The organism is Flavobacterium sp. YJ01, from assembly GCF_029320955.1.
Classification (GTDB): Bacteria; Bacteroidota; Bacteroidia; order Flavobacteriales; family Flavobacteriaceae; genus Flavobacterium.
In genome coordinates this window covers 1478975-1502973 of sequence record NZ_CP119757.1, presented here as the reverse complement: position 1 = coordinate 1502973, position 23999 = coordinate 1478975, and the positions used below count along the sequence as shown (strand labels likewise).

Here is a 23999-nt window from a genome sequence, read left to right as displayed (position 1 = left end):
GATTTATTTTTTACGTTTTAAGATTTCGTCTTTGGTATTCGGCTTAAAGGAAGCACCGGCGCAGCGCATCACCGCATCAAAACCGTAACGGTTTTTCATCCGGTCCATAGCCTGGTAGAGCGCCAGCATTTCCTGGGTATCGTTAAACAGGTCAATCTGATAGGTTCCCCGCACCAGTCCGCTGAAACGCACCCCAATCAGGCGCAGGCGCATCCGGCGCTGGTAGAGTTTGTCAAAAAGATCCATTGCGGTCTGGGTCAGCAGATGGTCAGCCGAAGTGTACTGCACCCTGCACTGCTTGGTTTCTGTATCAAAGTTGGCATACCGGATCTTGACCGTAACCGTTGAGGTGAGCCACTGCTCGGAGCGCAGCTGATACGAAAGCTTCTCGACCATACCCAGGATAACCCTTCCAAGCTTGTCGATGTCGATTGTATCCTGTGAAAAAGTATGCTCGGTGGAAATCGACTTTCTTTCGGTATACGGTTCCACGGGGTTGTTGTCAATGCCATTGGCTTTTTTCCAGAGTTCAATGCCGTTCTGGCCGATCATGCGCTGGAGCGCTTCGGCTGGCATTTCAGAAAGGGTCTTAATGGTGCGTATGCCGATTCGGGATAAGAGCTGGAAGGTTTTATCGCCCACCATCGGTATTTTCCGAACTGAGAGCGGGTTTAAAAAAGACTGCACCAGATGCTCCGGGATCTCCAGGTTCTGTTTCTGTTTTCCTTCACCTGTTCCGATCTTCGATACCGTTTTATTGATGGAAAGGGCAAAGGTGAGGGGAAGGCCGGTTTCCTTTGTGATGCGCTGCGCCAGCTCATCGGTCCACTTGTAGCTTCCGTAGAATTTATCCATTCCGGTGATGTCAAGATAAAATTCATCAATAGAGGCCTTTTCCACCACAGGGGCTTTCTCCTGAATGATTTCGGTAACGTCATGGGAGAGCCTTGAATAGAGTTCCATATCGCCTTTCATAACCTTGGCCTGAGGACAAAGCCTGAGCGCCATCTGGATGGGCATTGCCGAACGCACCCCGAAACGGCGCGCCTCATAGGAGCAGGAAGCCACAACGCCGCGCTCGCCCCCGCCGATAATCAGCGGAATCCCTTTAAGCTCTGAATTGGTAAGCCTTTCGCAGGAGACGAAAAAGGTGTTCATGTCAATGTGTACAATAGCCCGGTTCATAATCTTTATCATTTATACCTGTCAAAATTAGCACAGATGGTAACAATTTTTAAAAATATTATGTTCTAAATAATAACAAAAAATCAAAACACTGATTTTACGGGCGGTCTGGATTATGCTGCAATTAAGCAGAAAGACTTTATTCAGAATTTACGGCAGGTATTTATTTTGGATTTTTTTAAACCAGCGCCGCCAGCATATTTTGATTTTTCCAAACAGGCATTTCAGCCCACAGAAATCATCATTTTTTTGAAAGTTTTTTCTTTTAGAAAAAAAGAATTATCTTTACAGTTACCACCAAAAAATGTAATTCTATTTTCAATAGTCTAAGACCTAAGTTTTTTTAACCACTGCGGCTTTCAGATCTATTTTTACCTGCCGCAATATAAATTTAAAACTATGTCACAAAAGCAGAATTGGGAGAAGATTATTTATCTGGCTGAAGATGACGAAGATGACAGACTGCTGTTTGCTGATGCAGTCGAAGAATTAAACCTGCCCATTTTGGTAGTGCAGACGGCAGACGGCTGCGAACTGCTGGAAACCCTTGAAAAGGCGAAGCATCTTCCTGAAACGATATTTCTGGATATCAATATGCCCCGAAAAACGGATTTGAATGCCTTAAAGAAATTCGAAACGGCGGTAGCGATTTCAAAAATATAAAGATTATCATGATATCCACCAGCAGCAGTGCGATGCATATCCGGACCGCCTATAATCTAGGGGCGGATTATTATGCCGTAAAACCGCCTACCTTTATGGAATTGAAAGATCTTTTAAAAGGGATTTTGGACAGGGACCTTAAGAGCTTAAGAAAAGAGATGGAAAAAAAACTTCCAGCCTGCTAAAGATAAAAATAATGATGAGGGATCTGAATGCTTGCGGATTTTTAATCATACAAGATCTTACAGGACAGGGCTTTATTCTTCAGGGGCAGTTTCTTTTTCAGTAATTCCCTGATTGGGCATGGTGCGTTTGATGTGCAGGTAAAAATCCTTGAGATGCCACCAGGCCGGGCATCTCTCTACAGGACCGTTGAAATTACGGATGCCGATGTAGCAGCTCTTCAAAAAAAGCTGCGTATCTGTAATCTTTGCCCAGGGCTTCCATTCCACCTCAAGGGGAGGAGGAAACGCTTCAAAATGTCTTTTTATATCTTCGTAATTCATGCTGCAAAAATAATCCAAAATCATATATCAGACAAGGCCGGCATTGCTTTTACAGCCCGCCGGGCTTCTGTTTTCGATCAGGGTTTTCACTATTCTGGAGCCCAGCCCTTTGCCCGTATTTGCCTGTACTTTTTTGCCAGAATGATTTGGTTTTATATCGTTAAGGCCAAAGCGTGCTGCTTTTTTTTTTAAAGGACGTATAAATACCATTTGTACGCCGCCAGATCCGGAGAATGATTAAATCAAATTGTCAAAAGAATGGGCTTAAGCCTTAAAAAGATGTAATTCTAAAAGGATATACTGTAAGTGATCTGCCTTAGGTTTTGGTAAATTTGCTATATACTGGTAAAGGTAAACAGCAATTTAATCAGTCAGAAAAAAAACAGGGGACCGGCGGGGTTCGTCTGAAGGTTCTGTACAATGATTTAGTTAGTTACCGCATACCATTTCAGGCACCCGCCGGCTGTCAGAAAGCTCCTTGAATTTTGAGGGGCTTTTTTTGTCGGCGGACGTGTGCTATAAACTTTATGCGCATCAAAGAAAATCAGAAAACTGCAATTCTTTCATTTTTTTTATTTTAGTATTGTATTTATTTCAAGTGCAATTATTGGATTATCAGTGATTTAGTGCTGTGTATTTTGTAAGAGCTGTATTTTAATTTTATAACGCAGCGGGGAAAAGCTGTGTTAAATTTGAAGTTTATACGAATAAAATTTAATTATTATGAAAACAACATACTCATCCACTGTTCCTAAGGAATTAAGCGGCGGCCTGATCATTTTTGCAGGAGTTGCGTTTTTCTTTTTACTCATGGAGTTTTTGAATCTCTCCCATGTATTTTATCTGCGTTTATTGAATGTGTTTTTTATATTTTACGGCGTAAACAGGATTTTAAACATTAACCTTTCCCAAGGACAGAATAATTTTCTTTTTAATGCGGTATCAGCCATGATTACTTCGTTTATAGGCGTAGTGCTTAGTCTTGCTGCACTTATGATGTACAGTTATGCCCGGGGAGGTGACCATTACGTTGAATCCTTGTCCCAGACCTTTATGTTCGGAGCGGAACCTTCGGTTCCCATCTATATCCTTTGCCTTTTATTTGAAGGAAGCGCCTCGTGCATTGTGGTGACACTTGTTCTGATGCTCTGCAGAAACAGCAGGTTTAGAGCCGATTAAATATTTTGTTTTCAATTTGCGGCCTTTCATTGAAACAAGGATCTTTTTCTGCACATACGGAAGGATTTAATTTATTGATTTTTAATTATGTAAGCATTCTGTCAAAAAAAATAGGTCTTTCTTTACCAGCTGGCTATTTTATAAAACAGGAATGCAGGATGTTCCAATTATGAAAAACCTGATTTTAAAGCTGTAAGCTTTTTAAATCATGGGGCAGTATTTTTACGTTTTCTTTAAAATTATAAAATCACAGCGGAATGAAACTATTTAAAAGCAATAAAAAGCACATTATCGACCGTGCACAGCAATCACAGAAGAGAAAAGGAGCTATAATAAATGCAATGGTCATTTCAATAGTATTCTTTATTGCCGTGCTGCTGGTTTCAGTAATAGTGTAATGGCGGTCTATTTAAAAAAAAACTTGCTGATTTTTAGATTTTACCATAAACTTTTGTAATAAAACACTGAAATTATGTAAGAATATAAGCAGGTTTTCTTTTAACTTGGGATTTCAAACTAAAAAAATATATTGTTATGAAAATCAATTTTAAATCTGGGTTTGCAATTCTGCTGGTGCTTGCAGGGCTTTCCATTTCGTGTAAAAAAAATGAGACAGTTCCTGCTGAAACCAATGATACTTATGCAGACAGCTCTGCTGTTGTGGCTGATACCATCAGTACGGTTCCAGCCGATACTGTTGGGACCGATACCTCTAAAACCATGACTCCGCCGCCAGCAAAGTAGGTTCTTAATTAAAATAAATGGTGATTATTAATTCGAAAAGCCTGCAGAAATATAATTTCTGCAGGCTTTTTAATTTTTTCCAGCTTAGCCATTGCCTTGTAAATATTTGTATACAGTTTCGAACCTAAGCTCCTTAGGCCTTAATTTTACTATGCTTATCGTTTCCTAAAACTGCAAGTGCCACGATTTTGCCATAAAACTTGAATTAGTGGCTTTTGTAATTTTTTGCCTTTGTCTAATATATATGAACCTAAAATAGTTTAAGATTTGAATTTACTGAATTGTTTATTTTTCAGAATGCAATTTGCCATGATTCAGTCACAAAATTTATATTGGTCAAATATCTACAAATACCATGAATTTCTCTGGTAAAAAAGTATTCATTCTGTTAGATGTGCACCTAAAACCGAAAAGACTTTAGTTTGAAGTTTAAATGTTAAAGCTATCTCATTAAATTTCTTAGTTTAATACTTCTGATTTTGTTTATCGTATATTTTGGGCAATCATTCCAGTTTCAGAAATGATAAATGTCTGCTTCTCGAAAATTTTTTCCATTATCAGCCACACCTTGTCAACAATCGAGAAAATCCTGTTCTGATTTTGGTCCTGAACTGTTAATAAACCGGTAAAGGCAATACTTTTTATTTTGTGGATGCCGTCCTGAAGATGCAAATCTGCAGTCTTGTACTCATGCAGTCGAGTTGCTGTTTCAAACGGTTTCTGATTGTTGAGGAATTCTTTGAATGCCATTATTTCATCAAATAGGTTGCTTTTGGTCCCTTGTGCCTTTTTAATAAAGATAATATACTGCTGGCTTTCGCTGAGCTCAATTACTTTACCATCAAGTCCCAGTGCGGCAATGTTTGTGACTACGGGGCGTCTTATGTTTATTTTTATGTTGATCCCCAGATCAAAAAAGTGTACTGTCTCCTGTCGTTTTTTTTCCTTTGCACCGGCTTCTCTAAGCTGGACAATTAAGATGTTATTGTATTTGGCGAATTGCTGCGCATCGGGGGTATAGCCGCTTTTTGATACTATAATTCCTCGTTTTATTTCAGTATCATTAATGATGGCCAAGAGCTTCATTACGGTGTCTTTGGTAACTTTTTTATCCCAGTATTTGCATTCTATTGCTGTCCAATAAGTTCCGGTGTCATCTGTTTCAGATGTCAATACGTCAATCTGATGCTTCACTCCGGACTTTCCGGTTATTTTGCAGTCTTTTCCATATCCCTCAATGTGTATTTGATATTCCTGTCCTAGAGTTTCATAAATATATTTTGTGACCGATTCGTATTTTCTCCAGTCAAGTTCCTTTTGGTCTTTCATTTAGCTCAGTATTTTATAAGTCTGCCGTTAATGCTGCTTGAAAACAAGTAAAGATATGAATTTTGAGCCATCTCTGCGGTTCTTTTCAGACACGAGAATAACCTGGCATTTGTATTTAGATCAAAAAATGATCTGTAAGCAGGGTTTTCTTATGTGTATTTTCTTATATTAAAATTGTTTGTTTTTGTGTTGTACAACCAATTAAACTTTAAAAGCATGGCACTTAAATCTGGACCGAAAAGAATTGCAGATTCCACGGGCAAGCCTAACAGACGTCAGCATGACAACAAAAGCACGCCAGGAAACACCTCTTCGCTGAAGCCGTCTAAAAGTTCGGGAAAAAGAAAATCTGCGACTGTCTGCCCTGGCATATTTCAGCAGTTTTGATGTAGAAAACCTATCAGAATCCTGATGGTTTTTTTTATGCGTATCATTAAATTTCAAAATCATGAGCGACGAAAGACATTCAAGCCGGAGGGTGGAAATGCAACGTTTGGAGTGCCAATCTGCACTGGTTTCATTAAAAGGCAGCGTTAAATTTTAACATTAGAGTTGAAAAAGAATAATTATGCCAGAATGACACTTAATTAATGTTAAAAAAATATTAATGTCATTATTGTCAGTTTCTTAATATAAAGAATTAAAATTCTGATTCCTAATTTGTTAACACTTTTTTAATAAAATAATAGTAAAAAATTACTTGAATTTTCAGCATTGGCATGACAGTTGGATGTCATATGCTGTTATGAAGAAAACTGCCACAAAGACTTCCCAAATCTGAGGCTTGTTATGTGAATTATTAAAAAGAAGATTCACTTAATACGGGTGCAAAAATAGTAATTTGTTTTTCTCCTGCAAACTTTTTGACAAATTTCTTTTTCGGAGCTGTTCAATGCCGGTCGAATTTGAACTTTTAAAAATACAGATGTGTATGAGAACAATTAAAAAATTAGTATTAGAATGAAGGAGAACCAAACCAAAACCAAGAAAGTAAAAAGACCTCCGATTGACCCGAAAGTCAAGCTGAAGCTCTGGCTTAAGTCGGGAGGGAGGTGCCAGTACCGCGGCTGCAACGAGATTTTATTTGAAGACAGCCTGACCTTTAAGGATCTAAATAAATCCTATATAGCCCATATTTACGGTTACGCCCCGGGTTCGGCCAGATATGATGCGATGAAGTCTCCGGAGCTGGAGACTGATTTTTCCAATTTAATGCTGATGTGCGACGCCTGCCACAGAAAAATCGACAGGGAGGAGAAGGATGAGCACCCTGCTGGGCTTCTTCTGGAAATGAAGCAGGAACATGAGCAGAGAATCGAGTATCTGACCGGTATTGACGGCACTTTCAGGACACGTCTGATTCTGTACAATGCTAAAATCGGAAAATTCAATCCTCCGATGGATGCCGGTGCCATGCGCCGGATGATTGTGCAGAAAAACTGTTTTCCTCATAAGGAAACTGTACATCTGGGACCGGATAATACGGTGGTGGAAGACAGCGAAGGGCTGTACTGGGAGTATGAGAGCAGGTCGTTGGAAACTTATTTTGAGAAGAAAATCCAGCCGTACCTTAATTCTTCGGCTGAGCATTTTTCGGTATTTCCTTTTGCTCCGATGCCGCTGCTGGTAAAACTTGGGGTTTTGCTCGGCGATAAGTACAAAGTGGACACCTATCAGTACCACAGGGAACCGCAGGGCTGGCAGTGGAATGATACGTCAGATTTCGGCGATTTCACCCTGAAGGAGCCATCGTCCAAAAGCGGAACTGCGGTATTAAATATTTCATTCAGCGCCGATATCAGTGATGAGAGAATTCTGGATGTTTTTCCTGAGCAGGATGTTTCGATCTGGAAGCTTACCATCGATGATCCCAGACTTGATTTCTTAAAAAGCGCCGATATTCTGCCTAAGTTAAGAATAGCGGCACGGCATGCCTTGAACCGGATAAAGCAGGAGCACGGACATCACGGCGAGCTTCATGTTTTTCCGGCAATGCCTGTTTCGGCGGCGGTTGAATTCGGGAGATCGTGGATGCCTAAAGTGGACCTGCCTCTGGTGTTATACGATGGAAGGGACAAATTTTTAAAAACAATAGAAATCAAAAGAGCGTAAGAAGATGAATGAGATCAGAAAAGAGTACCTAGCTTCCATTTTAGAGAAAATGGGACAGGTTTTAGATATTACCCCGACCCAGCACAAGGAAGCTGTGGCAAAATATGAGGCAGTGGCAAATTACTTAAAAGGGGATGAGACCATTGCACAGTATGACCTGCACATGTACCCGCAGGGATCCTTCGGGTTGGGAACAGTGACAAAACCTGATTCGGATGTGGATGAGCTTGACATTGATCTGGTCTGCGAACTGAAAAGGGGAACCCATCAGATTTTTACCCAGAAGAGATTAAAGAACCTGATCGGGGACAGACTGCTTTCGGGCATGTATAAAGATATGGTCTGCAGGCCTGACGGGAGAAGATGCTGGCGTATTGATTATGCCGAGTCCACCAGATTCCATCTGGATGTTCTGGCTGCTATTCCGGACTCTACTCCCTCGATCACGGGCCTGCCGGAGATTAAGGATTATTCCAACACGGCTATCAGCATTACAGATAAGGAGCATCCCGACTATGAGTTCTACAGCAGAGGCTGGCCTAAATCCAACCCTCTGGGCTACAGGGAGTGGTTTAAGGCGCAGATGCTGGTGCAGCTTAATGAGGGAAGGCGTATGTTCTCGGCAAAAAACAATGTCAAGATTGACGATGTGCCGGATTACGAAATTAAAACGCCGCTGCAGCGTGCGATCCAGCTGATGAAAAGGCACCGCAACCAGATGTTTTCAGAAAGCAGTTCGCTCAGCTATGATGACAAGCCGATCAGCATTATCATAACCACTCTGGCAGCAAGAGCTTACGGTAATGAGGCTAACCTCTATGATGCTCTTATGAATATATTGGAGGGTATGCCTGGTTATATAAAGAGAAAAAACATTGGAGGAAAAACCGTGACCTGGATCGAAAATCCTGTGGACCATCGTGAAAATTTTGCAGACAAATGGGAGGAGCATCCGGTAAGGGAACTGAATTTCTATCTCTGGCTGGATGAGGCGAAGAGATTCTTCTCAAAGCTGCTTTCTGCCGACACGATACAGAATCTAAATGAATCGATGCGCCGATCCATGGGGGATAAGCTGGTAACAAAAACGCTTTCTGAATTCGGCGAATCCGCCAGAATGGCACGTGAGTCGGGAAGACTGGGTTTTGTGGCTGGTTCTGGCATTATTACCGAATCAGCGGATAAAAAGATTCCAAACCATACCTTCCATGGCAATAAAGAATAAGACGCGCTTTATCTCCATACCGACGCAGGCCAGATTTCTTAAGGAAAGTTTTCCGGATTCAAAAATCAGCACTTATATGGGAACACGGCTGGAGTGGGTTGGCTATTTAACGCCCACTCCGTTCAGCAGGTCTTATAAGGTGAAAATCGACTATCTCCTGGGTAAATCTCCCGATATTTACATCCTTGAGCCTAAAAAACTCAGGATGCCTGCCGGAGAAAGAGTGCTCAAGCATGTTTATAACCAGAAAACCCAGCAGCTCTGCCTGTTCTATCCTGACGGGATTCAGTGGAACAGAGGCAGATTACTGTCAGACACCATACTGATGTGGGCATCCGAATGGCTGTTTTTTTATGAAATCTGGCTGGAAACAGGCGAATGGAAAGGGGGAGGGACATCCCATTAAGAAAAATTAAAACTCAAAAATTAACCAATATAACTAGAAAAATTATGGCTGAATACAGAATATCAGGAATCTGGACAGATGATAAAGGGGGAATAACCCATTATGCTGTTCATGAAAGAATTAAAAACAGAGATGGAAAAGGATACACCATCAATAAAGCAATTAAAAAATCAAAAGCGGAAACTATTACGCTGGTGGAGAGTAAAAACAATACTGTTAAAACCTTTATGTGGAAATACAAAGAAGCCATGTGGCAGGGCGGAGAAGATGTGCATGTGGTCAATGGCGCAAGCGGAAAGTTTTTAAGAAGCAACCATGATAGTACGGTTCAGGATAACCTTCGGCATTTAATTGATTACAGCTGGATCTATTAGGGGGGCGATGTTTTAAGAACAGTGCTGTAATTTATGATCTAAAGGAGATGCCTGAGCGTGGCGATAACACAGAAGCCTGCCGTTAAAATAACGGCGGGCTTTTTAATTGCTATGCAGTGCTGCTTTTCAGAGAAGTTCTCCATTGTCAGTAATGAATAATACTAATCAGCAGTTGAGATAATCAATGGCATCAATGTCATGGAGTTTTAGTGCTTGGACGATTTTGGAGCCAAACCTCCTGCCAATATCCAATGGTGTGGCGTTAACTGATATCAATTGTTGTGCTAATTAATAATGCACCAAGCGACAATTTTAATTGCTGTACATAACAGTTGACTTATATCCTAACACTTCCATAAAAAACCGAGAAAAAGGAAAGAAGAGAATCAGTGGCAGGAATTAAGATGAGAGAGTACTATACTTCTCAACGGGCTGAGAAGCAGAGCAGGGCCGTTGTGTGCATGTAGCAGATATAATTAATTATTTTGTTTGCTCCCGAAGTCGCTTAAAATAATCTAAGTTTGAACTTGTCTTAAAAACAGGTATTTATACTTAACAGCTGCTGTTTTAAATATATAACTTTACAAAAAAAATATCTAGATTACGAATTACTTTTTATGAAATTTTGTTGAATTAAAATAAAGTAAAATTTTTGGAAAAATGAGAAATTGCTATGAGTTTAAATTTCGTTTAATTCAGCTATTTCGTAAGTAGATTTCTAATCAATTAAGGACAACCATAAAATAATTCTAAAAAACGAAGGTATTTTTAAAATTTTATACTATGATAATAAAATTACTTAAAGCCTACAACGGCGATTGTATTCACTTAACTTATGTTGACAGTAATGGTGTGTCTAAAAACATTATAATTGACGGAGGAACTTCGACAACATATACTTTTAAAGATAGCAAAGGAAAAATAGCAGATGGGGATTTAAAGAAGACAATAGATGCAATTAAACCTCAAAAAATTGATCTGCTGATATTATCACATATTGATGACGACCATATAGACGGTTTTTTAAAATGGTTTGGTAATGATTCTGATGCATGCAAATCAATAGGAGAAATTTGGTTCAATTCTGGCTCTACGATAAAAAAGTATTTAAATGACGAAAAAGCTATCGTTAGCAATATAGAATTTAGATTTACCGAAGGAACTAACACAAGCGTTCCCCAAGCGGTAAATTTTGAAAAATATATTAGCGGAAATGGTATTTGGAACCAGCAGATTATTAGTGCTGGAAAAGTATTTATCTTTGATGATTTGAACTTTCACATTTTATCGCCAAATAACGATAAACTTGAAAAACTGCTTGATAATTGGCAGCAAAAGGCTCCAGAATCCGTTAATACAGCAAGAATTAATGATTACTCAAAGACAATAACTGAACTGATTGCCACTGATAATTTTTCGGAAGACACGGATCCTTACAATGGAAGCTCAATTGCATTTATATTAACAAAAGATAAGTTAAACTATATTTTTTTAGGTGATGCTCATCCATCATTGATTATTAATGAGTTAAAGGTTTTTAATCAAGATAAAACCAGACTTAAGGCTGAATATTTAAAACTCTCTCATCACGGAAGTAAAAAAAATAATCCTGTCGAATTATTTAAACTCATCGATACAGATAAGTATTTAATCAGCACGAATGGTGATATGCACGGGCATCCAGATAAGATAACAATAGCAAGAATAATTAGTGTCAATCCAAAAGCAGAGTTTTATTTTAATTATCCAGAACTAATAAACAAGATAATACTAGAAAAAGATAGAAAGGACTTTCCACAAGTTAAGTATCTGGAGTCCGAAAAAATTTAAAAGATAAAAAAATGGAATGTACTTTAGAACGCTTTACAGTAAAAGTTGCAGATGGCAGCGGCTGCCTATTCCAACCTTTAGATAGCGATTATAGTTATGTTCTTACAGCAAAGCATGTAGTGGAAGGAGTTGATGATTTAATAATAGTCAGGCAAGTTCTTTCTACTCATGGTGAGGTTGAGAACCAAAGAATAGAGGTTTTGGAGAGACCATATTTTAATTCAGATCCTAGTAAAGACGTCGCAATAATTAAGGTCAGAAAGGTAGAAGGATTGGAGTTGCTTTTACGCTCAGATCAGTATCTAAATGAAAAAGAAGGATATAGTTTGTGCGGGCATCCAGAATCTAGAGCACATGAGGGATTCTCCTTTAGAAGCAACAATTTAGTTATCAACAATTCTACAGAGTTTAATTACATTGAAGGGGAAGTTGAAAAAAATGTTACTCATTCTGAAGTTATAGGTCAGTCAGGCGGAGGAATTATAAAGAAAGAAGAGACATGTTTTTTACTAGCTGGAATACAGATAAGAATGGTTGCCCGTGATAATGTTGAATCTCTATCAAGGATTGTTTTTGCTCCACTGTCTTTTTTTGATGAAATTATTGCAGAAAACAACGAAAAGCTATCAGCCTTGTTTCCTCCATATTTTGCTTCTTTAGAGATTATTCATGAAGAGGTATTTCCATTAACAGGAATATTATTGACACCTCAAAAGGAGGAATTGTTGAAAAATCAGTTAAAAATAATCGCAAAAAATTTATGTGAAGTATTTCGGGTGCAGGATGTCTTAGATTTTTATAAAGATTCAATTATTGCTAATGGAACAGATAAATCGTATGTTTCACATAAGCAACTTTGGATCGCATTTTTAGAATTAATCTCAATAAACCAGTTGTCAATTTTTGATAGAGACTTGACCTTTGAAGATCTTAGGGCTATAAGAAAAAAGCATAATCTAATTTTCATTGATTGCAATAATTGGGTTAAAAAACTTGATTTAATCATGAAGTCAGATCTGTCTTCTGTTGATTCAGGAGGCTACATTGTTGTCAGCAGCACGAAAGATACTAAACCTACTACGGTGGAACTCGATACTGATTATGTTCAGGATATTTGCAGTGTTCCAGCTGAACAAATGTTGATTAGCAGTTCTGTAACTAAAGTTGCGGAAGATTTAAAAATAATACATATTTATAAGTTTCAAAAACATATAATTGAAAATTTTAATTCTTTCAGAAATATTAACGTAAGTAATGTAAAACAAACTATAATTGATGAAACAAGAGGTATTATTTAAGAAATTTAGTAAAAATGCGCTTGATGATGAATTGAGAGCAAGCTTTAAAGATATAGTTTTTTTTGAGTTAGGAGAAATCATTTTTGGAGGCAGTGTAATAGTGGCATTTGTACAATTCGATACAGAAGATAATTTGAAAATAGAGTGGAAGGATTTTAACAATTTTGTTACGGCTCAGTATCTTTCAAATATTAAAGATGAGTATTCAAAATGGAATTTTTACGTATTTTATCTAAGTGGCGAGAAGATATCAAGGGAGCTCAAATATGAGATAGAGAACAATAAATTTAGCAGCAGAAAAATTATCTGCGAAGAAATTAATTCAGAAATTGACCAGGCATTGATCAATAAAATTATCTCAGAATATATTGTTAATGACAGTATAGATTTTAGTCTCGATAATGAGTATTCAGATATATTTTCAAAGGATTTGTTAATTGAAAAAGCACTTGGAGATTTAGTAAGTGGAGTGGGAAAAAATCTTAAGGAACAAGATTTATCAGATGTATTAGCCAAACTAGAAAAAGAGATGAACAATGAAAATTAAAAAAGTAGAAATACAGGCTTTTAGAGCCTATGACAATGTCGAGAATGGGACTTTTGATTTTCAGAGAAAAGATGGTGAGTATGCGGATTTTGTGTCGCTTTACGCACCAAACGGTTTTGGTAAAACATCGTTTTACGATGCAATTGAATATGGCTATACAAAGAATATAGACAGATTTCTTAAGAACTTTAAAATAAACCAAGATAGTGCGAAGTCAGAAAAAAATCTTAATAAAAATGATAAGCAGTATATTCTAAGAAATAAGTATTCTCATGAATCGTTGTCTAGTTATGTTAAAATCTTAGTTTCTAATTCCAGTAAACCACTATTTAGGGAAATACCTGTTCCGGCAAGGAAAGGAGCGGCTGATTTTAAGTTTGACGATAAAGAAACCGAAAATAGGTATTTTAGAGAAGTAATATTATCTCAGGACTGGATTAGCGGTTTTTTAAAGGAAAGCAAACCCGAAGACCGTTACAAAACTTTTATGGAATATTTTGGAGATAAGGAACTTGATAAATATTATAATATTTTAAAAGATCTCATTGAGATTAATTCAAAAAAGATTAAGGTACTGGCCTCAGAACTGAATGGTATTCAGATATACTTAAAATTTGATGGAGATAAGGAAATTCTAAATAAAATAAACAACAAAATTGATTCATTGAATGAGACGGCTATTTTTTTTACAAAGATAGATTCTCAGTCTTCAGATTTTGATATATTGAATATTACAAATGATATATCTGAAAGGCTTAATAATATTGACTTTGAAATAGCTGGACTTAATGAAAAGATTTCAAGTTTGGATAATTTAATTAGCGGAAACGACCAGATAATAAGTTTTAGCAAATACAAAGATGATTTAAAGATTTTAGGTGACGCTTTATTAGAGCAACAGAATTTAAATTTAACGAAGATAATTTTTGAAGATTTAAGAAAAAAAGAAGCAGAAATAAACTCAATTCAAATTTACGTAAGAGACTTAAAACTTAGAACTGATAAGAAGGAAAGGATTTCTGGTCTTATCGAAAAGTATGATGAGGTAAGACTCAAAATTGGCGTTAAAGATAAAGAGGCTGAAGAAGCAGAGGATGCACTTAGAAAAATTAGAGAAGATATAAGTACAAAAAAAAATAAAGAATCCGAACTGGAGCTACAGACCAACAATACCCAGAATCAGATTACTGCAATAAATGAAATAATTCTAGAGATACCTGAAATAAATAAAAAAATTACCAACAGTGAGGAAAACATCAGAAAAAATAGCATAGAGTTAGAATTAAATTCTGCTGCTTTAATTAAACATGGAAAGAATGTTGAAGAAATAAAATTGTATTTAGATGATTTAAAAAAATCTTTGTCTAATATTAGTAATAAAGATTATCCATCTGAATTTGATATAAACTTTATTAAATATGCAACTGTAATCAAGGAAATCAATAGGATTGAGCAGGAATTGCAAATCTCAAATAGGCACTTTGATTCTATCAAAAAGGATATTGTCGAGCAGGAAAAACTCCAGACTGAACTGCAGAATTTTCTTTCGGCTGGACTTGCAATCGTCAATGATTCTAAATATGAGAGATGTCCGCTATGCGAACATAAATATGAGTCTTATCAAGTTCTTGCAGAAAAAATATCAAATAATGTTCTGCTTACCAAGATCATAAATGATTTATTGAGTAAAAGAAATGATGCTCAAGAAAAAATTAATGTTTTAACGAATGATCTTGTAAAGGACAAGGATAAGCTTATAAAATTAATTGAAAAAGATATTTCTAACAGTGAATTAGCACTGATCGATTTAAATAGAAAAAGTCTTAAATGTAAAAATGATCTTACTAAACTAAATAATGATATAGAAAAAGATAATGGAGTTTTAATCTTTAATAAGAACCTTCTTTTAAATAAATCGGCAGAGGATTTTATAAAATGGACAGTAGATGAAATAAAAAAATTAAGTGCCCAGGTTGAGAAATTTATCGCTGAATTAAATCTAATTAGAAAAGACATACAATCAGCTACATCAGAGCGTGAGAATACAGCTTTAAAAATTGATTTATGCAGAAAAGATAAAACAGAATTAGAAGAAGACGGTGCCTATGTTGAGGTTCGAGACTACTTTAAGGAAAATTATCCCGAAGGAGAAATTACGGTTACTAATTTGGATAAACAGATAAAAGAAGATTTAAAAAGAAATCAAGAATATAGTGATAGTATCAAAAAGATTGAAGAATCAATTGCCGAGATCCAGAAAAAGCTAATCGGATTTGATGAAGAAGCGGTGAATCAAAATCTTCAACTGGTCAAAGAATTAATTAATGAACTGAAAATTCGAATAAACTTATATGAATCTAATGCTGCAAAAGTACTAGATCTTAGTTTTGACGAGATTGAATTAGAAAATTATCCAAAGATTGTTGCGGTGGCCAGAAAAGAAAATGATGATAAAATTTTTAAGTATAAAGAGGAGATAAAGGATATTAAGATTTTATCTGATCTAAAGGATAATGTTGTGCCTTACCTCAAATATGAAGAATCTAGGCAAAATGAATCGGTAATAAAGAAAAGGATAAGTATCTTAAAAGATAAAATTGGAAAAAAACTGACAGAAGAGCTAAAAAAAGTTTCGAAACATATCGAGTTGCAAATTAAATCATTCTTTTTTGAACCACTTATAAACGATCTATACAAAAGAATTGATCCCCACCCTGACTATAAAAAAGTAAAATTTATTCCGGATTTTAATGATTCAAAACCAAAATTGAATGTTTGTGTTTACATGGAAAATGCCCAAAGCAATTTTATTATTCCAAATTTATACTTTAGTCATGCTCAATTAAACATTTTAAGCCTATGTATTTTTTTGGCTAAAGCATTAAATGCCAAAGATGACAGCGGTAATTCAATAGATTGTATTTTTGTAGATGATCCGATACAGTCAATGGACAGTATAAATATTTTGTCAACAATAGATCTGCTTAGAAGTATTGTTGTGAATCAGAAGAAACAGATAATTTTGTCAACTCATGATGAAAATTTTCATAATTTATTAAAAAAGAAAATACCTGCCAGTTTATTTAAAGCAAAATATCTAGAACTGGAGACTTTTGGGAAACTAAGAATGGATTAAAAAGTTTTTGCAGAGTCAGCATTGACAAGGTTTTATATTGTTGTTATGCTTTCGGAAGAAATTATCATGCACAAATAGACAATATTCAAAATTTGCGGAACTTGCATATAATTAGTATTCTGAGTTATATTTATATTATAATTCGGTGATAATTTAAAAAGTAAGAAGATACAGAAAAAGTATTATTAAATTTTACATGAAATGGAAGACTCGATATTTAAAGATGCTCCAAAATTTATTTCTCAGCGATTTTCATCTATAAACAGATATGTATGGAATTCATTTTTTCCTGAAAATTTATTGAATAAAGAGCTAAGAAAAATTGAATCAGAGAAAAAAAGGAAAGAGGAATTAAGAAGGCTGAAAGGTATAGTTAATGAGGCTTCAATAGTAATTCTTATATTCATTTTGAAAAAGTTTTTTAAGGAAGGAACGGAGGCAGCAATCAAAGCGGTAGATACATTTCAAGATATAGGAATTAAAGATGGCTTTCAGATTGGTTCGAAGCATTTTAAAGAAAGAAATGAGAATGTTTTGGAAGGGTACAGACTAGCTGATTTGCTTGTAGAAAAAATTGAAGATCCAGATCTTCTGGATCTGATTAATAATTCAAGGTATGTTACTCAAATTATTGAAAAATATCGTAAAATAATTTACCCTGAAAGATAATGGATAATTATTTATTTGATCAGAAAAAAGCTAAGCAGAATTTGCAGACTTTTTTTAAAAGCGAGAAGTCAAAATTAACAAGTTTTGGAAATGCAGTCAATCAAACATTCGAAGCATATGTTTTCGCTAAGGTTATTGAGTATTATAAAACAGCTGGTTATTCTATAAGAATTGTCAATCCTAAAGTAAATGGGAAAGAAGTTTTCAGATTGAAATTTTCGACTAGAGGAGCTCCTAATAAATATTCATATGCAATAATCACACTTGATGAATATTCATTTCAGCTCAGGCACCAGCTTAGAATAACTACATCTGCATATGTTCGTGGGCAAAAGAATAATGCCAATATCTGTTGCGATATATCTTTAATTGAAGACAATGATCTTCTATATTTTACATCAGATGATGCAGTGCCAAATGAATGGTTACTTAGTTTTGGAGAAGTAAAGCATATGTCAGCTTTTGCAGAGCTAGTCGCTAGTTTTGTAGGGTTAGTTCATGAACTTCAGCCAAGCAGACTCAAAAAGATAAGAAGTAAAAAATATCAATCAATCCACTTGGCTCCGTTTCTTTATGTAAGTGGTATTTTGAATCCCACTGCAAGAGGAATTTTACAAAGCATTCAGCGTAGAAAATATGATATAGACCTATATTCATTTGATAATCCGATGAAATAGTCACAATGCCAATTTGTTTTTATATTTATTGTTCCTACAAATTTTATATATAAGCAATATTGTGTATTAAAGAGGTTACGCTGATAGTGAATTCTACTGTTATTTTTTTGTGGAGAAGAAGGTCCTAAATATTCTTTTTTTCCTTATTATACAAGAGCTGTCCTATTTCTTCTTTCTGATAGCCAAATGGGACAAGGCAGGGTCATGCAAAAGACGCTCCATTTCTGAATTAACTATTTCGGAGATATCTTCTTTTATCTGCAGATAATTACGTTCAATAATTGTATTGTTTATAATGCGCACAGGGCTGATTCCCTGATATGCGTCTTCTTCTTTTTTTAGCTGCTCATGATTATTGATTATCTCGGAATGGAATGTTTTGAGTTCAATTTTGCAGTCCGGATTATCAGCTGTAATGCCGACAAATTCACCAGAGCTCAAACAGGAAATCTTAGAAGCAGGCACAGCAGCTTCCAGCTGTTTTGATCTGCTGATGGAGGTATCTGAGCTGTTTATGGAAATGCTCTCACGGTCCTGCATTATTTTTCCAAAACGTTCTGACAGCTGTTTTGCAGTATCGCCGTTCACCTGTCCACTGATGATATTTCCCGTGATATTGAGTATGACGTCTGCCTGTTCTCGGCCATAATCTTTGCGTAGCTGGCTGAAATCCTGAATCCCAAGACAAGTGCTTACCTTATTGCTTCTGGCCGTGGCTATCAGGCTGTCTATATTATTAAGATAGATAGTCGGGAATTCGTCAAATATGAGGCTGCTTTTGATTCTCTCTTTCTGGTTCACCTGCTTGATGAGCCTGCTTACATAAAGCGAGAGAACGGCGCCATAGGTTTGTATTTTTAGCGGGTTGTTTCCCATGCAGACTATCTTTGGATCTTTGGGATTATTGATGTCGAGCGTGAAGTCATTCCCAGAGAGTACATAGTAAAGCTGCGCACTGGAGAGCCTTGCCATAGATATCTTGGCAGAAGCTATTTGCCCCTCCAGTTGCTCCATAACATTTTGGAGGTAGGCACTAACAAATGGATCTATCAAAATCTCTATCTCTTTTTCAGTTCTTAGCAAGCTAAAAAGACTGTTGTATTCAACCTGCATCAACTCAATTACATGAGGCAGGGTGCAGAACGCGCCGTTATTGTATTTACGCAGATACCATATTACAGCAGTAAGAAAATTGATAGGAGATTCAACGAAAAAGTCTCCCTGCTTTTTTATCCATTCACGGTTTAATCCCAAAAGAATAGTGCGTGCTGATTCAGCTGCATCTGTTATGTCGTCCATTGATTTCGGATCAAGAGGATTGCATCTGTGCGTGCGGCTCAGGTCATCAAAATTAATGACGTAAAATTTAGGTTCCACCTTGTATAAATGCTTGTTCTGAAGCCAAGTGTTATAGGCTATTATGCTGAGGTCGTCAAACTTAAAATCATATACAAACATTGAGAAGCCTTTACGGATGTGCTGGGTTATAATGTGGCGGATCACAAAATAGGATTTTCCAGAACCCGGTGTTCCTGCTACCAAGATTCCCCGAAAAGGATTTATGATATTAATCCAGCTTTTTCGGACTTTGTTTTTTAATCTGTAATGTGCCGGCAGATTAATGGAATATTCATTTTCAAGAAGCCTTTCTTCCTGCGGAAATGTTTCATTTTCACGGTTGAAAATATCCTTATGGCTGAGATTTCTTCTTATGATTCTCGACAAAAGTGTTCCGCCTGCGAGCATGAGCAGATATCCAAAGACAGTACAGAGCACATAAAGAACCAGATTTTTTTCAGGAGTGGCTGGAATGATCAGAAAAAAATAGCTCAAAAAATAAGCGATCAGTCCCAAAACCATATAATAAAATGCAATTTTGAACACCAGCTTTTCATTTTTACTGCCCTTTGCCCCAAGCAGGGAAATGCATAAAAATCCCAAAGAAATCAGCTTAGATAAATGAAAATAATCAAAGAGCCCGGTGCGCAAAATATTCCCCAGCAGTTTATCCCCAAAACTGCCTGCAAGTCCCCATATTTTAAACACATTATATCCGTAATAATAGAAATGAAGACCTAACAATATCATGCTGATAAGCCTTGTCATATCTAAAATTTTTCTAAGTGCCTGTTCATTTTCACCTGTCTGCATAGTCTTAGTTTTTTAGTTAGTAATCTTAATGCCCTTTTCCTTTTTTTCGTTTCTTTCTTCTTTTCAGCTGAGAGGGAACAAAATCAGCAGAAAACTCGGGCTGGAGCACCGAATCAATTATTTTCTGCAGCTCGCCAACAGAAATAAATGAAGACTGAGATGGTTTATTTTTTAATGTATTATCCTCAAGAATTTTAACGGCGTTTCTGCCAGTGTTAAAATCTTTGACACCGCAGCGTTCTTCTATGCCAGAAGCTGAGTAAGTTTTTCCTAGAGAGCTTCCGTTAAATACACATTTTGTTTTATGGTCTATGTAGGTTAAGCCATAAAGGATCTCCTGTTCATTTCTTCGTTCAGCAGTTTTAATTCCATCTCGAATAAGAATTCTGTCGAGATCAGAAACTGACTTTATCCTGTTCTGTATAAAGGCGAGATCAACCGCATTTTTTACTCTCTTTAAATGGGAATTTCTCCCAATCTTATTTGCCGCAAATTTTATTTCGAGATAAGCAAGGGTAGGTTTCATGTAAAAGCTGCTGGCTTTTAAGGGAACACCCACAGGCTGTCTCTTATCGTTCAGAATCTGGTACGCCAGACCTTTATGGAGAAACATTCTTGAATCTTTACTTCCCTGCACGGCGGTAACATTGTAGAGATTCAAGACTGCATTTAATTCTCCTATTGTGGTATATTTATAATTAGGAATTACTGCGTTTAATACAGCAGCAATTGCTTTTTTAGTTTCAGCTTTTCCATACTTTAAAACACTGCCTTGCGCAGGTTTTATATTTAGTATTTTTTCCTGTTGTCTGCCCAGTGCAGGAACCAGATTGAATGCCTTTTCAATTTCTTTACGGGCTGTTTCAGACTGGTTCCTGCCTATGTTCTGCATGTCAATTCTCTTTCCGTCGGACTTCACTTTTACAGACACTATATGGATGTGCGGATGTCCCGCATCATGATGCTGGTAGACCAGATACGGCTGAAATCCAAACCCGATTTTTTCCATATAAGATTGTGCAATTTCCATCAGCTTACTCTTTGAAATATTGCTTTCAGAGGAATCGAAATTTAGTGATATGTGCACACTTCCGCGCTTGACATTTGTATTTAATTCCAGCTGTTTTAAAAGAAGTTTAAGCCTTGATTCTTTGTGAAGTTCAGAGGCTGCTGCAGGATAATTTCCTTCTCCTATGAGTTCTGCTTTTCCTGCTTCCATCTTATTTTCATTATAATTGAAGATGTTTCTGACTGATGATCCCGTGTTTATGACTGCAACCATTTTTCAGCAAGATTTCGGATAGTCATTCTAATATCTTCAATAGAATTGAACAGTATTTTTTTATCTGTTTCAAAACCCAGAATCCACATTTTGAAATCAGAAGTCTGTGAAAGCGAGTGCAGTTTTTTCACTGCCTGATTAAAATTGTTTCCAATGGGATTCAGATCTGTTCTGAGCCTTGTTAATTCGGATATTAAATCATCAAGAGATTCGTTTCTGTATTTTAAAACAACAGGTTTTTGAAGCAGATTTTTTCGGGCAAAATCACTCAGTTTTGGGCACAGAGACTCTGCAAAATATTTCTGAAGGATCTTATATTCCTGCTCACTGAGCCTGAGATGGAGCCATCTGTTTCTGTTTTTTTTCTCGTCTTTCATCATTTTTCCTTTTCATTTGACATTACAAAACTTCCAGTTTTCACTGCCAGCGAGTTCCGAGCAGAGAGGCAGCAAAATATCGATTGTGATACAACCGGACATCTTGCAGATTGCAGGAACGTGGCAATCTTTCTGAGCCTGAATAAAAAACTCAGACTTCTTTCAAATACTCAGACGAATTTATGCAGGAAAATCCAATGCATCCCATCATAGGTAAATTTTGCTTATGATGCTTTGATGCATCATTGCTAACTTTAGGCTTTGATTTATTAATTTAAAAATGCTGAAATTATGAGTGCAAAGAATTATGCAGCCAAGGTGTTTGATACTGTATTGAGCATCCCTGGAATGAGTGAGCCGGTGAAGATTGATTTGAAAATTTCACGCAAAAATGTACTGCTTTTATCCCACTTTATAGAAAGGGGATTGCTGCTGGAAAAGGATGAAGGTAGTCTCATGGGAAGCATAGCACAGGACGAAATTACCGAACTAAAAAACATCTCGCAGGAATGCCTTCAAAAGGCTGGCCTTGTCGAACTCAATCAAAAGCTTTTGACTTTTATCGAAGACGGTAAGGTATAAATAGGAGAAACTGAAAAAACTCGAAAATGCTTTATGGATTTTTAATCTGTAGAGCATTTTTTTATTATTTAAGAGTTAAAAATGAAACTGGTATAGTTTTGATGTTTTTTGGTTTGTTTTTGATGTTTTTTCTTTCAATTTGCTGATTTACATTTGTTTTATATTAAAATAAAATTTGCCGAAGACATGGAAAACTCTAGAATTAACAACAATATAGTTTCTATCGTTAGCTTTTTATTTATACTACTATTTGTGTACGCAGCTGTAAATAAATTATTTGAGTTTGAAACTTTTAGGGTGCAGCTAGCACAGTCACCGCTTATAAGTGTTTTTGCGGCATGGGTTTCTATTTTAGTGCCTTTAATAGAGTTACTTATATCGTTGATGCTTTTATTTCCTAAGTCACGTTTTGCAGGACTTTATGCAGCGCTATGCCTGATGACTATGTTTACTGCTTATATTTTTATAGTGCTACATTTCAGCTCCTTTGTGCCATGTTCATGTGGCGGAATCCTAGAAAAGATGTCCTGGAATGTTCACCTTGTTTTTAATTTCTTTTTTATCATTCTCGCTTTAACTGGTCTACGGTTTTATGATGATTATCAAACAAGAATAAATTCAAATATTACAAAGGCATCCAAGTTAAAAAGGGCTGGACTAATAATGTTTTTCAGCATAAGTGTTGTAATTGTTTTGTTCCTAAGCTCAGAAGAGATCATTCACAAAAATAATCCATTTATTCGGCGATACATTAAAAAGACTATTAAAGCGGTTTATAATAAAGATTTAAAATTTAACTCGTATTATTTTGCAGGCGTTAGTGGAAGTAAAATTTATCTGGGGAATTTAACGGATCCTTTTGGAGTACTAAGCATAGACACTCTTCAGAATATGAGTGCAGAACATAGAATTAAATTTATTGATGATGGAGAGCCTTTTCGTAAGATTTTTGCAAAGGTGAAGCCACCCTATTTTTATCTGATAGATGGTACCGTTCCAATTGTTTACAAAGGGAATATCAAAGATTGGAAAGTAACAGGTAAAATAAAAGATATTCCACGTTTCACAGCTGCCGAACCAATAGACAGTGTAAGTCTGTTCTTACGAAATAATACAGGTCCCAATTCAGGCCATCAGTTAGGCATATATAGCGAAAGTTTTAAACCAAATACGAAATACTTTCCTGCACTTTTGCAGAAGCAGATTGACGGTATTTTCGATACAGACGGGATGCTGCTTTATAACAATGATCTCCATGAAATGATATACGTCTATTATTATCGAAACGAGTTTATAATTTCCGATAAGAAAGGAAACTTTAAGAGAAGACATACAATCGATACGATCAGCAGAGCCATGATAAAAGTTTCGGATTTAAAAGAGCATACTGAGCGCCGTTTAAGTTCCCCGCCATTTTTTGTAAATGCACTATCAGCCACTATTAAAAACCTGTTGTTTATACATTCGAAAGTTCCGGGACGCTATGAGGATGATCAGATTTGGAAGAGAGCATCAGTGGTTGATGTATATGATATTAACAAGGGAATTTATCTACTGAGTTTTCCTCTTTTTACAGAAAATAATCAAAAAATAAAAGATATGCGTGCAACTAATACGCATCTATACATTCTCAGCGGTAATAATCTAGATATCTATTCCTTTAGGGGAATCTTGAAAGAACAGCTGAAAGAATAGTAAATTATAATATACCAGCGCTGGTTGCAGGA

The 23999-nt window shown here is 36.3% G+C and carries 22 protein-coding genes; 16 read left to right on the top strand and 6 right to left on the bottom strand.

Translation table 11 applies throughout. The features are described 5' to 3' along the window. Nucleotides 1-3: 3 nt before the first annotated feature. Nucleotides 4-1185 (bottom strand): DNA polymerase IV, encoded by a 1182-nt coding sequence (gene dinB / locus P0R33_RS06705; protein WP_179005264.1) that lies wholly within the window; start codon nucleotides 1183-1185, stop codon nucleotides 4-6. A gap of 399 nt (nucleotides 1186-1584) precedes the next feature. Here dinB and P0R33_RS06700 point away from each other — a divergent pair, with 399 nt between their 5' ends. Further along, nucleotides 1585-1848, top strand: coding sequence for a hypothetical protein (locus tag P0R33_RS06700; protein ID WP_256871165.1), 264 nt, complete (start codon nucleotides 1585-1587; stop codon nucleotides 1846-1848). Between the two features lie 257 nt (nucleotides 1849-2105). Here P0R33_RS06700 and P0R33_RS06695 read toward each other — a convergent pair whose 3' ends face one another. After that, a complete protein-coding gene (locus P0R33_RS06695) occupies nucleotides 2106-2354 on the bottom strand; it encodes a hypothetical protein (protein WP_179005266.1) in 249 nt (82 codons plus the stop codon). A gap of 723 nt (nucleotides 2355-3077) precedes the next feature. Between P0R33_RS06695 and P0R33_RS06690 the strand changes: the two genes are divergently transcribed. From P0R33_RS06690 to P0R33_RS06680, 3 genes are all read left to right on the top strand, one after another. Beyond that, the gene (locus P0R33_RS06690) at nucleotides 3078-3533 is read left to right on the top strand and encodes a hypothetical protein (protein ID WP_179005268.1); all 456 of its coding nucleotides are present in this window, start codon (nucleotides 3078-3080) and stop codon (nucleotides 3531-3533) included. A gap of 257 nt (nucleotides 3534-3790) precedes the next feature. After that, nucleotides 3791-3931 carry a hypothetical protein gene (locus P0R33_RS06685; protein ID WP_179005270.1) on the top strand — a complete coding sequence of 47 codons (141 nt, stop codon included), beginning with the start codon at nucleotides 3791-3793 and terminating at the stop codon, nucleotides 3929-3931. A gap of 136 nt (nucleotides 3932-4067) precedes the next feature. Continuing rightward, a complete protein-coding gene (locus tag P0R33_RS06680; protein WP_179005272.1) occupies nucleotides 4068-4277 on the top strand; it encodes a hypothetical protein in 210 nt (69 codons plus the stop codon). Nucleotides 4278-4760: 483 nt separating this feature from the next. Here the strand turns inward: P0R33_RS06680 and P0R33_RS06675 are convergent, their stop codons facing one another. Beyond that, nucleotides 4761-5606, bottom strand: a complete 846-nt coding sequence (locus P0R33_RS06675) for a restriction endonuclease (RefSeq protein WP_179005274.1) — start codon at nucleotides 5604-5606, stop codon at nucleotides 4761-4763. A 960-nt stretch (nucleotides 5607-6566) separates the two neighbouring features. Between P0R33_RS06675 and P0R33_RS06670 the strand changes: the two genes are divergently transcribed. The 10 genes from P0R33_RS06670 to P0R33_RS06625 all read left to right on the top strand — a co-directional run bounded on the left by P0R33_RS06670 (nucleotide 6567) and on the right by P0R33_RS06625 (nucleotide 17880). Further along, nucleotides 6567-7718, top strand: coding sequence for an SAVED domain-containing protein (locus tag P0R33_RS06670; RefSeq protein ID WP_179005276.1), 1152 nt, complete (start codon nucleotides 6567-6569; stop codon nucleotides 7716-7718). A gap of 4 nt (nucleotides 7719-7722) precedes the next feature. Then, nucleotides 7723-8943 carry a nucleotidyltransferase gene (locus P0R33_RS06665; protein ID WP_179005278.1) on the top strand — a complete coding sequence of 407 codons (1221 nt, stop codon included), beginning with the start codon at nucleotides 7723-7725 and terminating at the stop codon, nucleotides 8941-8943. After that, nucleotides 8927-9349 (top strand): hypothetical protein, encoded by a 423-nt coding sequence (locus P0R33_RS06660; protein WP_179005280.1) that lies wholly within the window; start codon nucleotides 8927-8929, stop codon nucleotides 9347-9349. The genes P0R33_RS06665 and P0R33_RS06660 overlap by 17 nt, the downstream gene beginning before the upstream one ends. Nucleotides 9350-9393: 44 nt before the next feature. Then, complete coding sequence (locus tag P0R33_RS06655) at nucleotides 9394-9723, top strand: DUF3892 domain-containing protein (protein ID WP_179005282.1); 330 nt, start codon at nucleotides 9394-9396, stop codon at nucleotides 9721-9723. Between the two features lie 783 nt (nucleotides 9724-10506). Then, complete coding sequence (locus P0R33_RS06650) at nucleotides 10507-11553, top strand: Zn-dependent hydrolase (protein WP_179005284.1); 1047 nt, start codon at nucleotides 10507-10509, stop codon at nucleotides 11551-11553. A gap of 11 nt (nucleotides 11554-11564) precedes the next feature. Then, nucleotides 11565-12851, top strand: a complete 1287-nt coding sequence (locus P0R33_RS06645) for an ABC-three component system protein (RefSeq protein ID WP_179005286.1) — start codon at nucleotides 11565-11567, stop codon at nucleotides 12849-12851. Next, nucleotides 12829-13398, top strand: a complete 570-nt coding sequence (locus P0R33_RS06640) for an ABC-three component system middle component 1 (protein ID WP_179005288.1) — start codon at nucleotides 12829-12831, stop codon at nucleotides 13396-13398. The genes P0R33_RS06645 and P0R33_RS06640 overlap by 23 nt, the downstream gene beginning before the upstream one ends. Then, the gene (locus P0R33_RS06635) at nucleotides 13388-16534 is read left to right on the top strand and encodes a hypothetical protein (RefSeq protein WP_179005290.1); all 3147 of its coding nucleotides are present in this window, start codon (nucleotides 13388-13390) and stop codon (nucleotides 16532-16534) included. Before P0R33_RS06640 ends, P0R33_RS06635 begins: the two co-directional genes overlap by 11 nt. A 201-nt stretch (nucleotides 16535-16735) precedes the next feature. Further along, nucleotides 16736-17203 carry a hypothetical protein gene (locus tag P0R33_RS06630; protein WP_179005292.1) on the top strand — a complete coding sequence of 156 codons (468 nt, stop codon included), beginning with the start codon at nucleotides 16736-16738 and terminating at the stop codon, nucleotides 17201-17203. Continuing rightward, the gene (locus P0R33_RS06625) at nucleotides 17203-17880 is read left to right on the top strand and encodes a hypothetical protein (RefSeq protein WP_179005294.1); all 678 of its coding nucleotides are present in this window, start codon (nucleotides 17203-17205) and stop codon (nucleotides 17878-17880) included. Before P0R33_RS06630 ends, P0R33_RS06625 begins: the two co-directional genes overlap by 1 nt. A 162-nt stretch (nucleotides 17881-18042) precedes the next feature. Here P0R33_RS06625 and mobC read toward each other — a convergent pair whose 3' ends face one another. Genes mobC through P0R33_RS06610 form a run of 3 tightly spaced genes read right to left on the bottom strand, consistent with a single transcriptional unit; the run spans nucleotide 18043 to nucleotide 21690 of the window. Then, nucleotides 18043-20031, bottom strand: a complete 1989-nt coding sequence (gene mobC / locus P0R33_RS06620) for a conjugal transfer protein MobC (protein ID WP_179005296.1) — start codon at nucleotides 20029-20031, stop codon at nucleotides 18043-18045. Nucleotides 20032-20056: 25 nt separating this feature from the next. After that, on the bottom strand, nucleotides 20057-21313 hold the full coding sequence (locus tag P0R33_RS06615; RefSeq protein WP_179005298.1) for a relaxase/mobilization nuclease domain-containing protein: 1257 nt from the start codon (nucleotides 21311-21313) through the stop codon (nucleotides 20057-20059). Next, entirely contained in the window at nucleotides 21298-21690 is a 393-nt protein-coding gene (locus P0R33_RS06610) for a plasmid mobilization relaxosome protein MobC (protein WP_179005299.1), read from the bottom strand. Before P0R33_RS06610 ends, P0R33_RS06615 begins: the two co-directional genes overlap by 16 nt. A gap of 291 nt (nucleotides 21691-21981) precedes the next feature. Here P0R33_RS06610 and P0R33_RS06605 point away from each other — a divergent pair, with 291 nt between their 5' ends. Both P0R33_RS06605 and P0R33_RS06600 read left to right on the top strand, forming a co-directional pair. Continuing rightward, nucleotides 21982-22272 (top strand): hypothetical protein, encoded by a 291-nt coding sequence (locus tag P0R33_RS06605; protein ID WP_179005301.1) that lies wholly within the window; start codon nucleotides 21982-21984, stop codon nucleotides 22270-22272. Nucleotides 22273-22458: 186 nt separating this feature from the next. After that, on the top strand, nucleotides 22459-23967 hold the full coding sequence (locus P0R33_RS06600; protein ID WP_179005303.1) for a MauE/DoxX family redox-associated membrane protein: 1509 nt from the start codon (nucleotides 22459-22461) through the stop codon (nucleotides 23965-23967). The last annotated feature ends 32 nt before the right edge of the window (nucleotides 23968-23999 follow it).

Coding starts and splice junctions, on each gene's coding strand:
- dinB (WP_179005264.1), bottom strand. CDS start 1,185: ATGAACCGGGCTATTGTACACATTGACATGAACACCTTTTTCGTCTCC.
- P0R33_RS06700 (WP_256871165.1), top strand. CDS start 1,585: ATGTCACAAAAGCAGAATTGGGAGAAGATTATTTATCTGGCTGAAGAT.
- P0R33_RS06695 (WP_179005266.1), bottom strand. CDS start 2,354: ATGAATTACGAAGATATAAAAAGACATTTTGAAGCGTTTCCTCCTCCC.
- P0R33_RS06690 (WP_179005268.1), top strand. CDS start 3,078: ATGAAAACAACATACTCATCCACTGTTCCTAAGGAATTAAGCGGCGGC.
- P0R33_RS06685 (WP_179005270.1), top strand. CDS start 3,791: ATGAAACTATTTAAAAGCAATAAAAAGCACATTATCGACCGTGCACAG.
- P0R33_RS06680 (WP_179005272.1), top strand. CDS start 4,068: ATGAAAATCAATTTTAAATCTGGGTTTGCAATTCTGCTGGTGCTTGCA.
- P0R33_RS06675 (WP_179005274.1), bottom strand. CDS start 5,606: ATGAAAGACCAAAAGGAACTTGACTGGAGAAAATACGAATCGGTCACA.
- P0R33_RS06670 (WP_179005276.1), top strand. CDS start 6,567: ATGAAGGAGAACCAAACCAAAACCAAGAAAGTAAAAAGACCTCCGATT.
- P0R33_RS06665 (WP_179005278.1), top strand. CDS start 7,723: ATGAATGAGATCAGAAAAGAGTACCTAGCTTCCATTTTAGAGAAAATG.
- P0R33_RS06660 (WP_179005280.1), top strand. CDS start 8,927: ATGGCAATAAAGAATAAGACGCGCTTTATCTCCATACCGACGCAGGCC.
- P0R33_RS06655 (WP_179005282.1), top strand. CDS start 9,394: ATGGCTGAATACAGAATATCAGGAATCTGGACAGATGATAAAGGGGGA.
- P0R33_RS06650 (WP_179005284.1), top strand. CDS start 10,507: ATGATAATAAAATTACTTAAAGCCTACAACGGCGATTGTATTCACTTA.
- P0R33_RS06645 (WP_179005286.1), top strand. CDS start 11,565: ATGGAATGTACTTTAGAACGCTTTACAGTAAAAGTTGCAGATGGCAGC.
- P0R33_RS06640 (WP_179005288.1), top strand. CDS start 12,829: ATGAAACAAGAGGTATTATTTAAGAAATTTAGTAAAAATGCGCTTGAT.
- P0R33_RS06635 (WP_179005290.1), top strand. CDS start 13,388: ATGAAAATTAAAAAAGTAGAAATACAGGCTTTTAGAGCCTATGACAAT.
- P0R33_RS06630 (WP_179005292.1), top strand. CDS start 16,736: ATGGAAGACTCGATATTTAAAGATGCTCCAAAATTTATTTCTCAGCGA.
- P0R33_RS06625 (WP_179005294.1), top strand. CDS start 17,203: ATGGATAATTATTTATTTGATCAGAAAAAAGCTAAGCAGAATTTGCAG.
- mobC (WP_179005296.1), bottom strand. CDS start 20,031: ATGCAGACAGGTGAAAATGAACAGGCACTTAGAAAAATTTTAGATATG.
- P0R33_RS06615 (WP_179005298.1), bottom strand. CDS start 21,313: ATGGTTGCAGTCATAAACACGGGATCATCAGTCAGAAACATCTTCAAT.
- P0R33_RS06610 (WP_179005299.1), bottom strand. CDS start 21,690: ATGAAAGACGAGAAAAAAAACAGAAACAGATGGCTCCATCTCAGGCTC.
- P0R33_RS06605 (WP_179005301.1), top strand. CDS start 21,982: ATGAGTGCAAAGAATTATGCAGCCAAGGTGTTTGATACTGTATTGAGC.
- P0R33_RS06600 (WP_179005303.1), top strand. CDS start 22,459: ATGGAAAACTCTAGAATTAACAACAATATAGTTTCTATCGTTAGCTTT.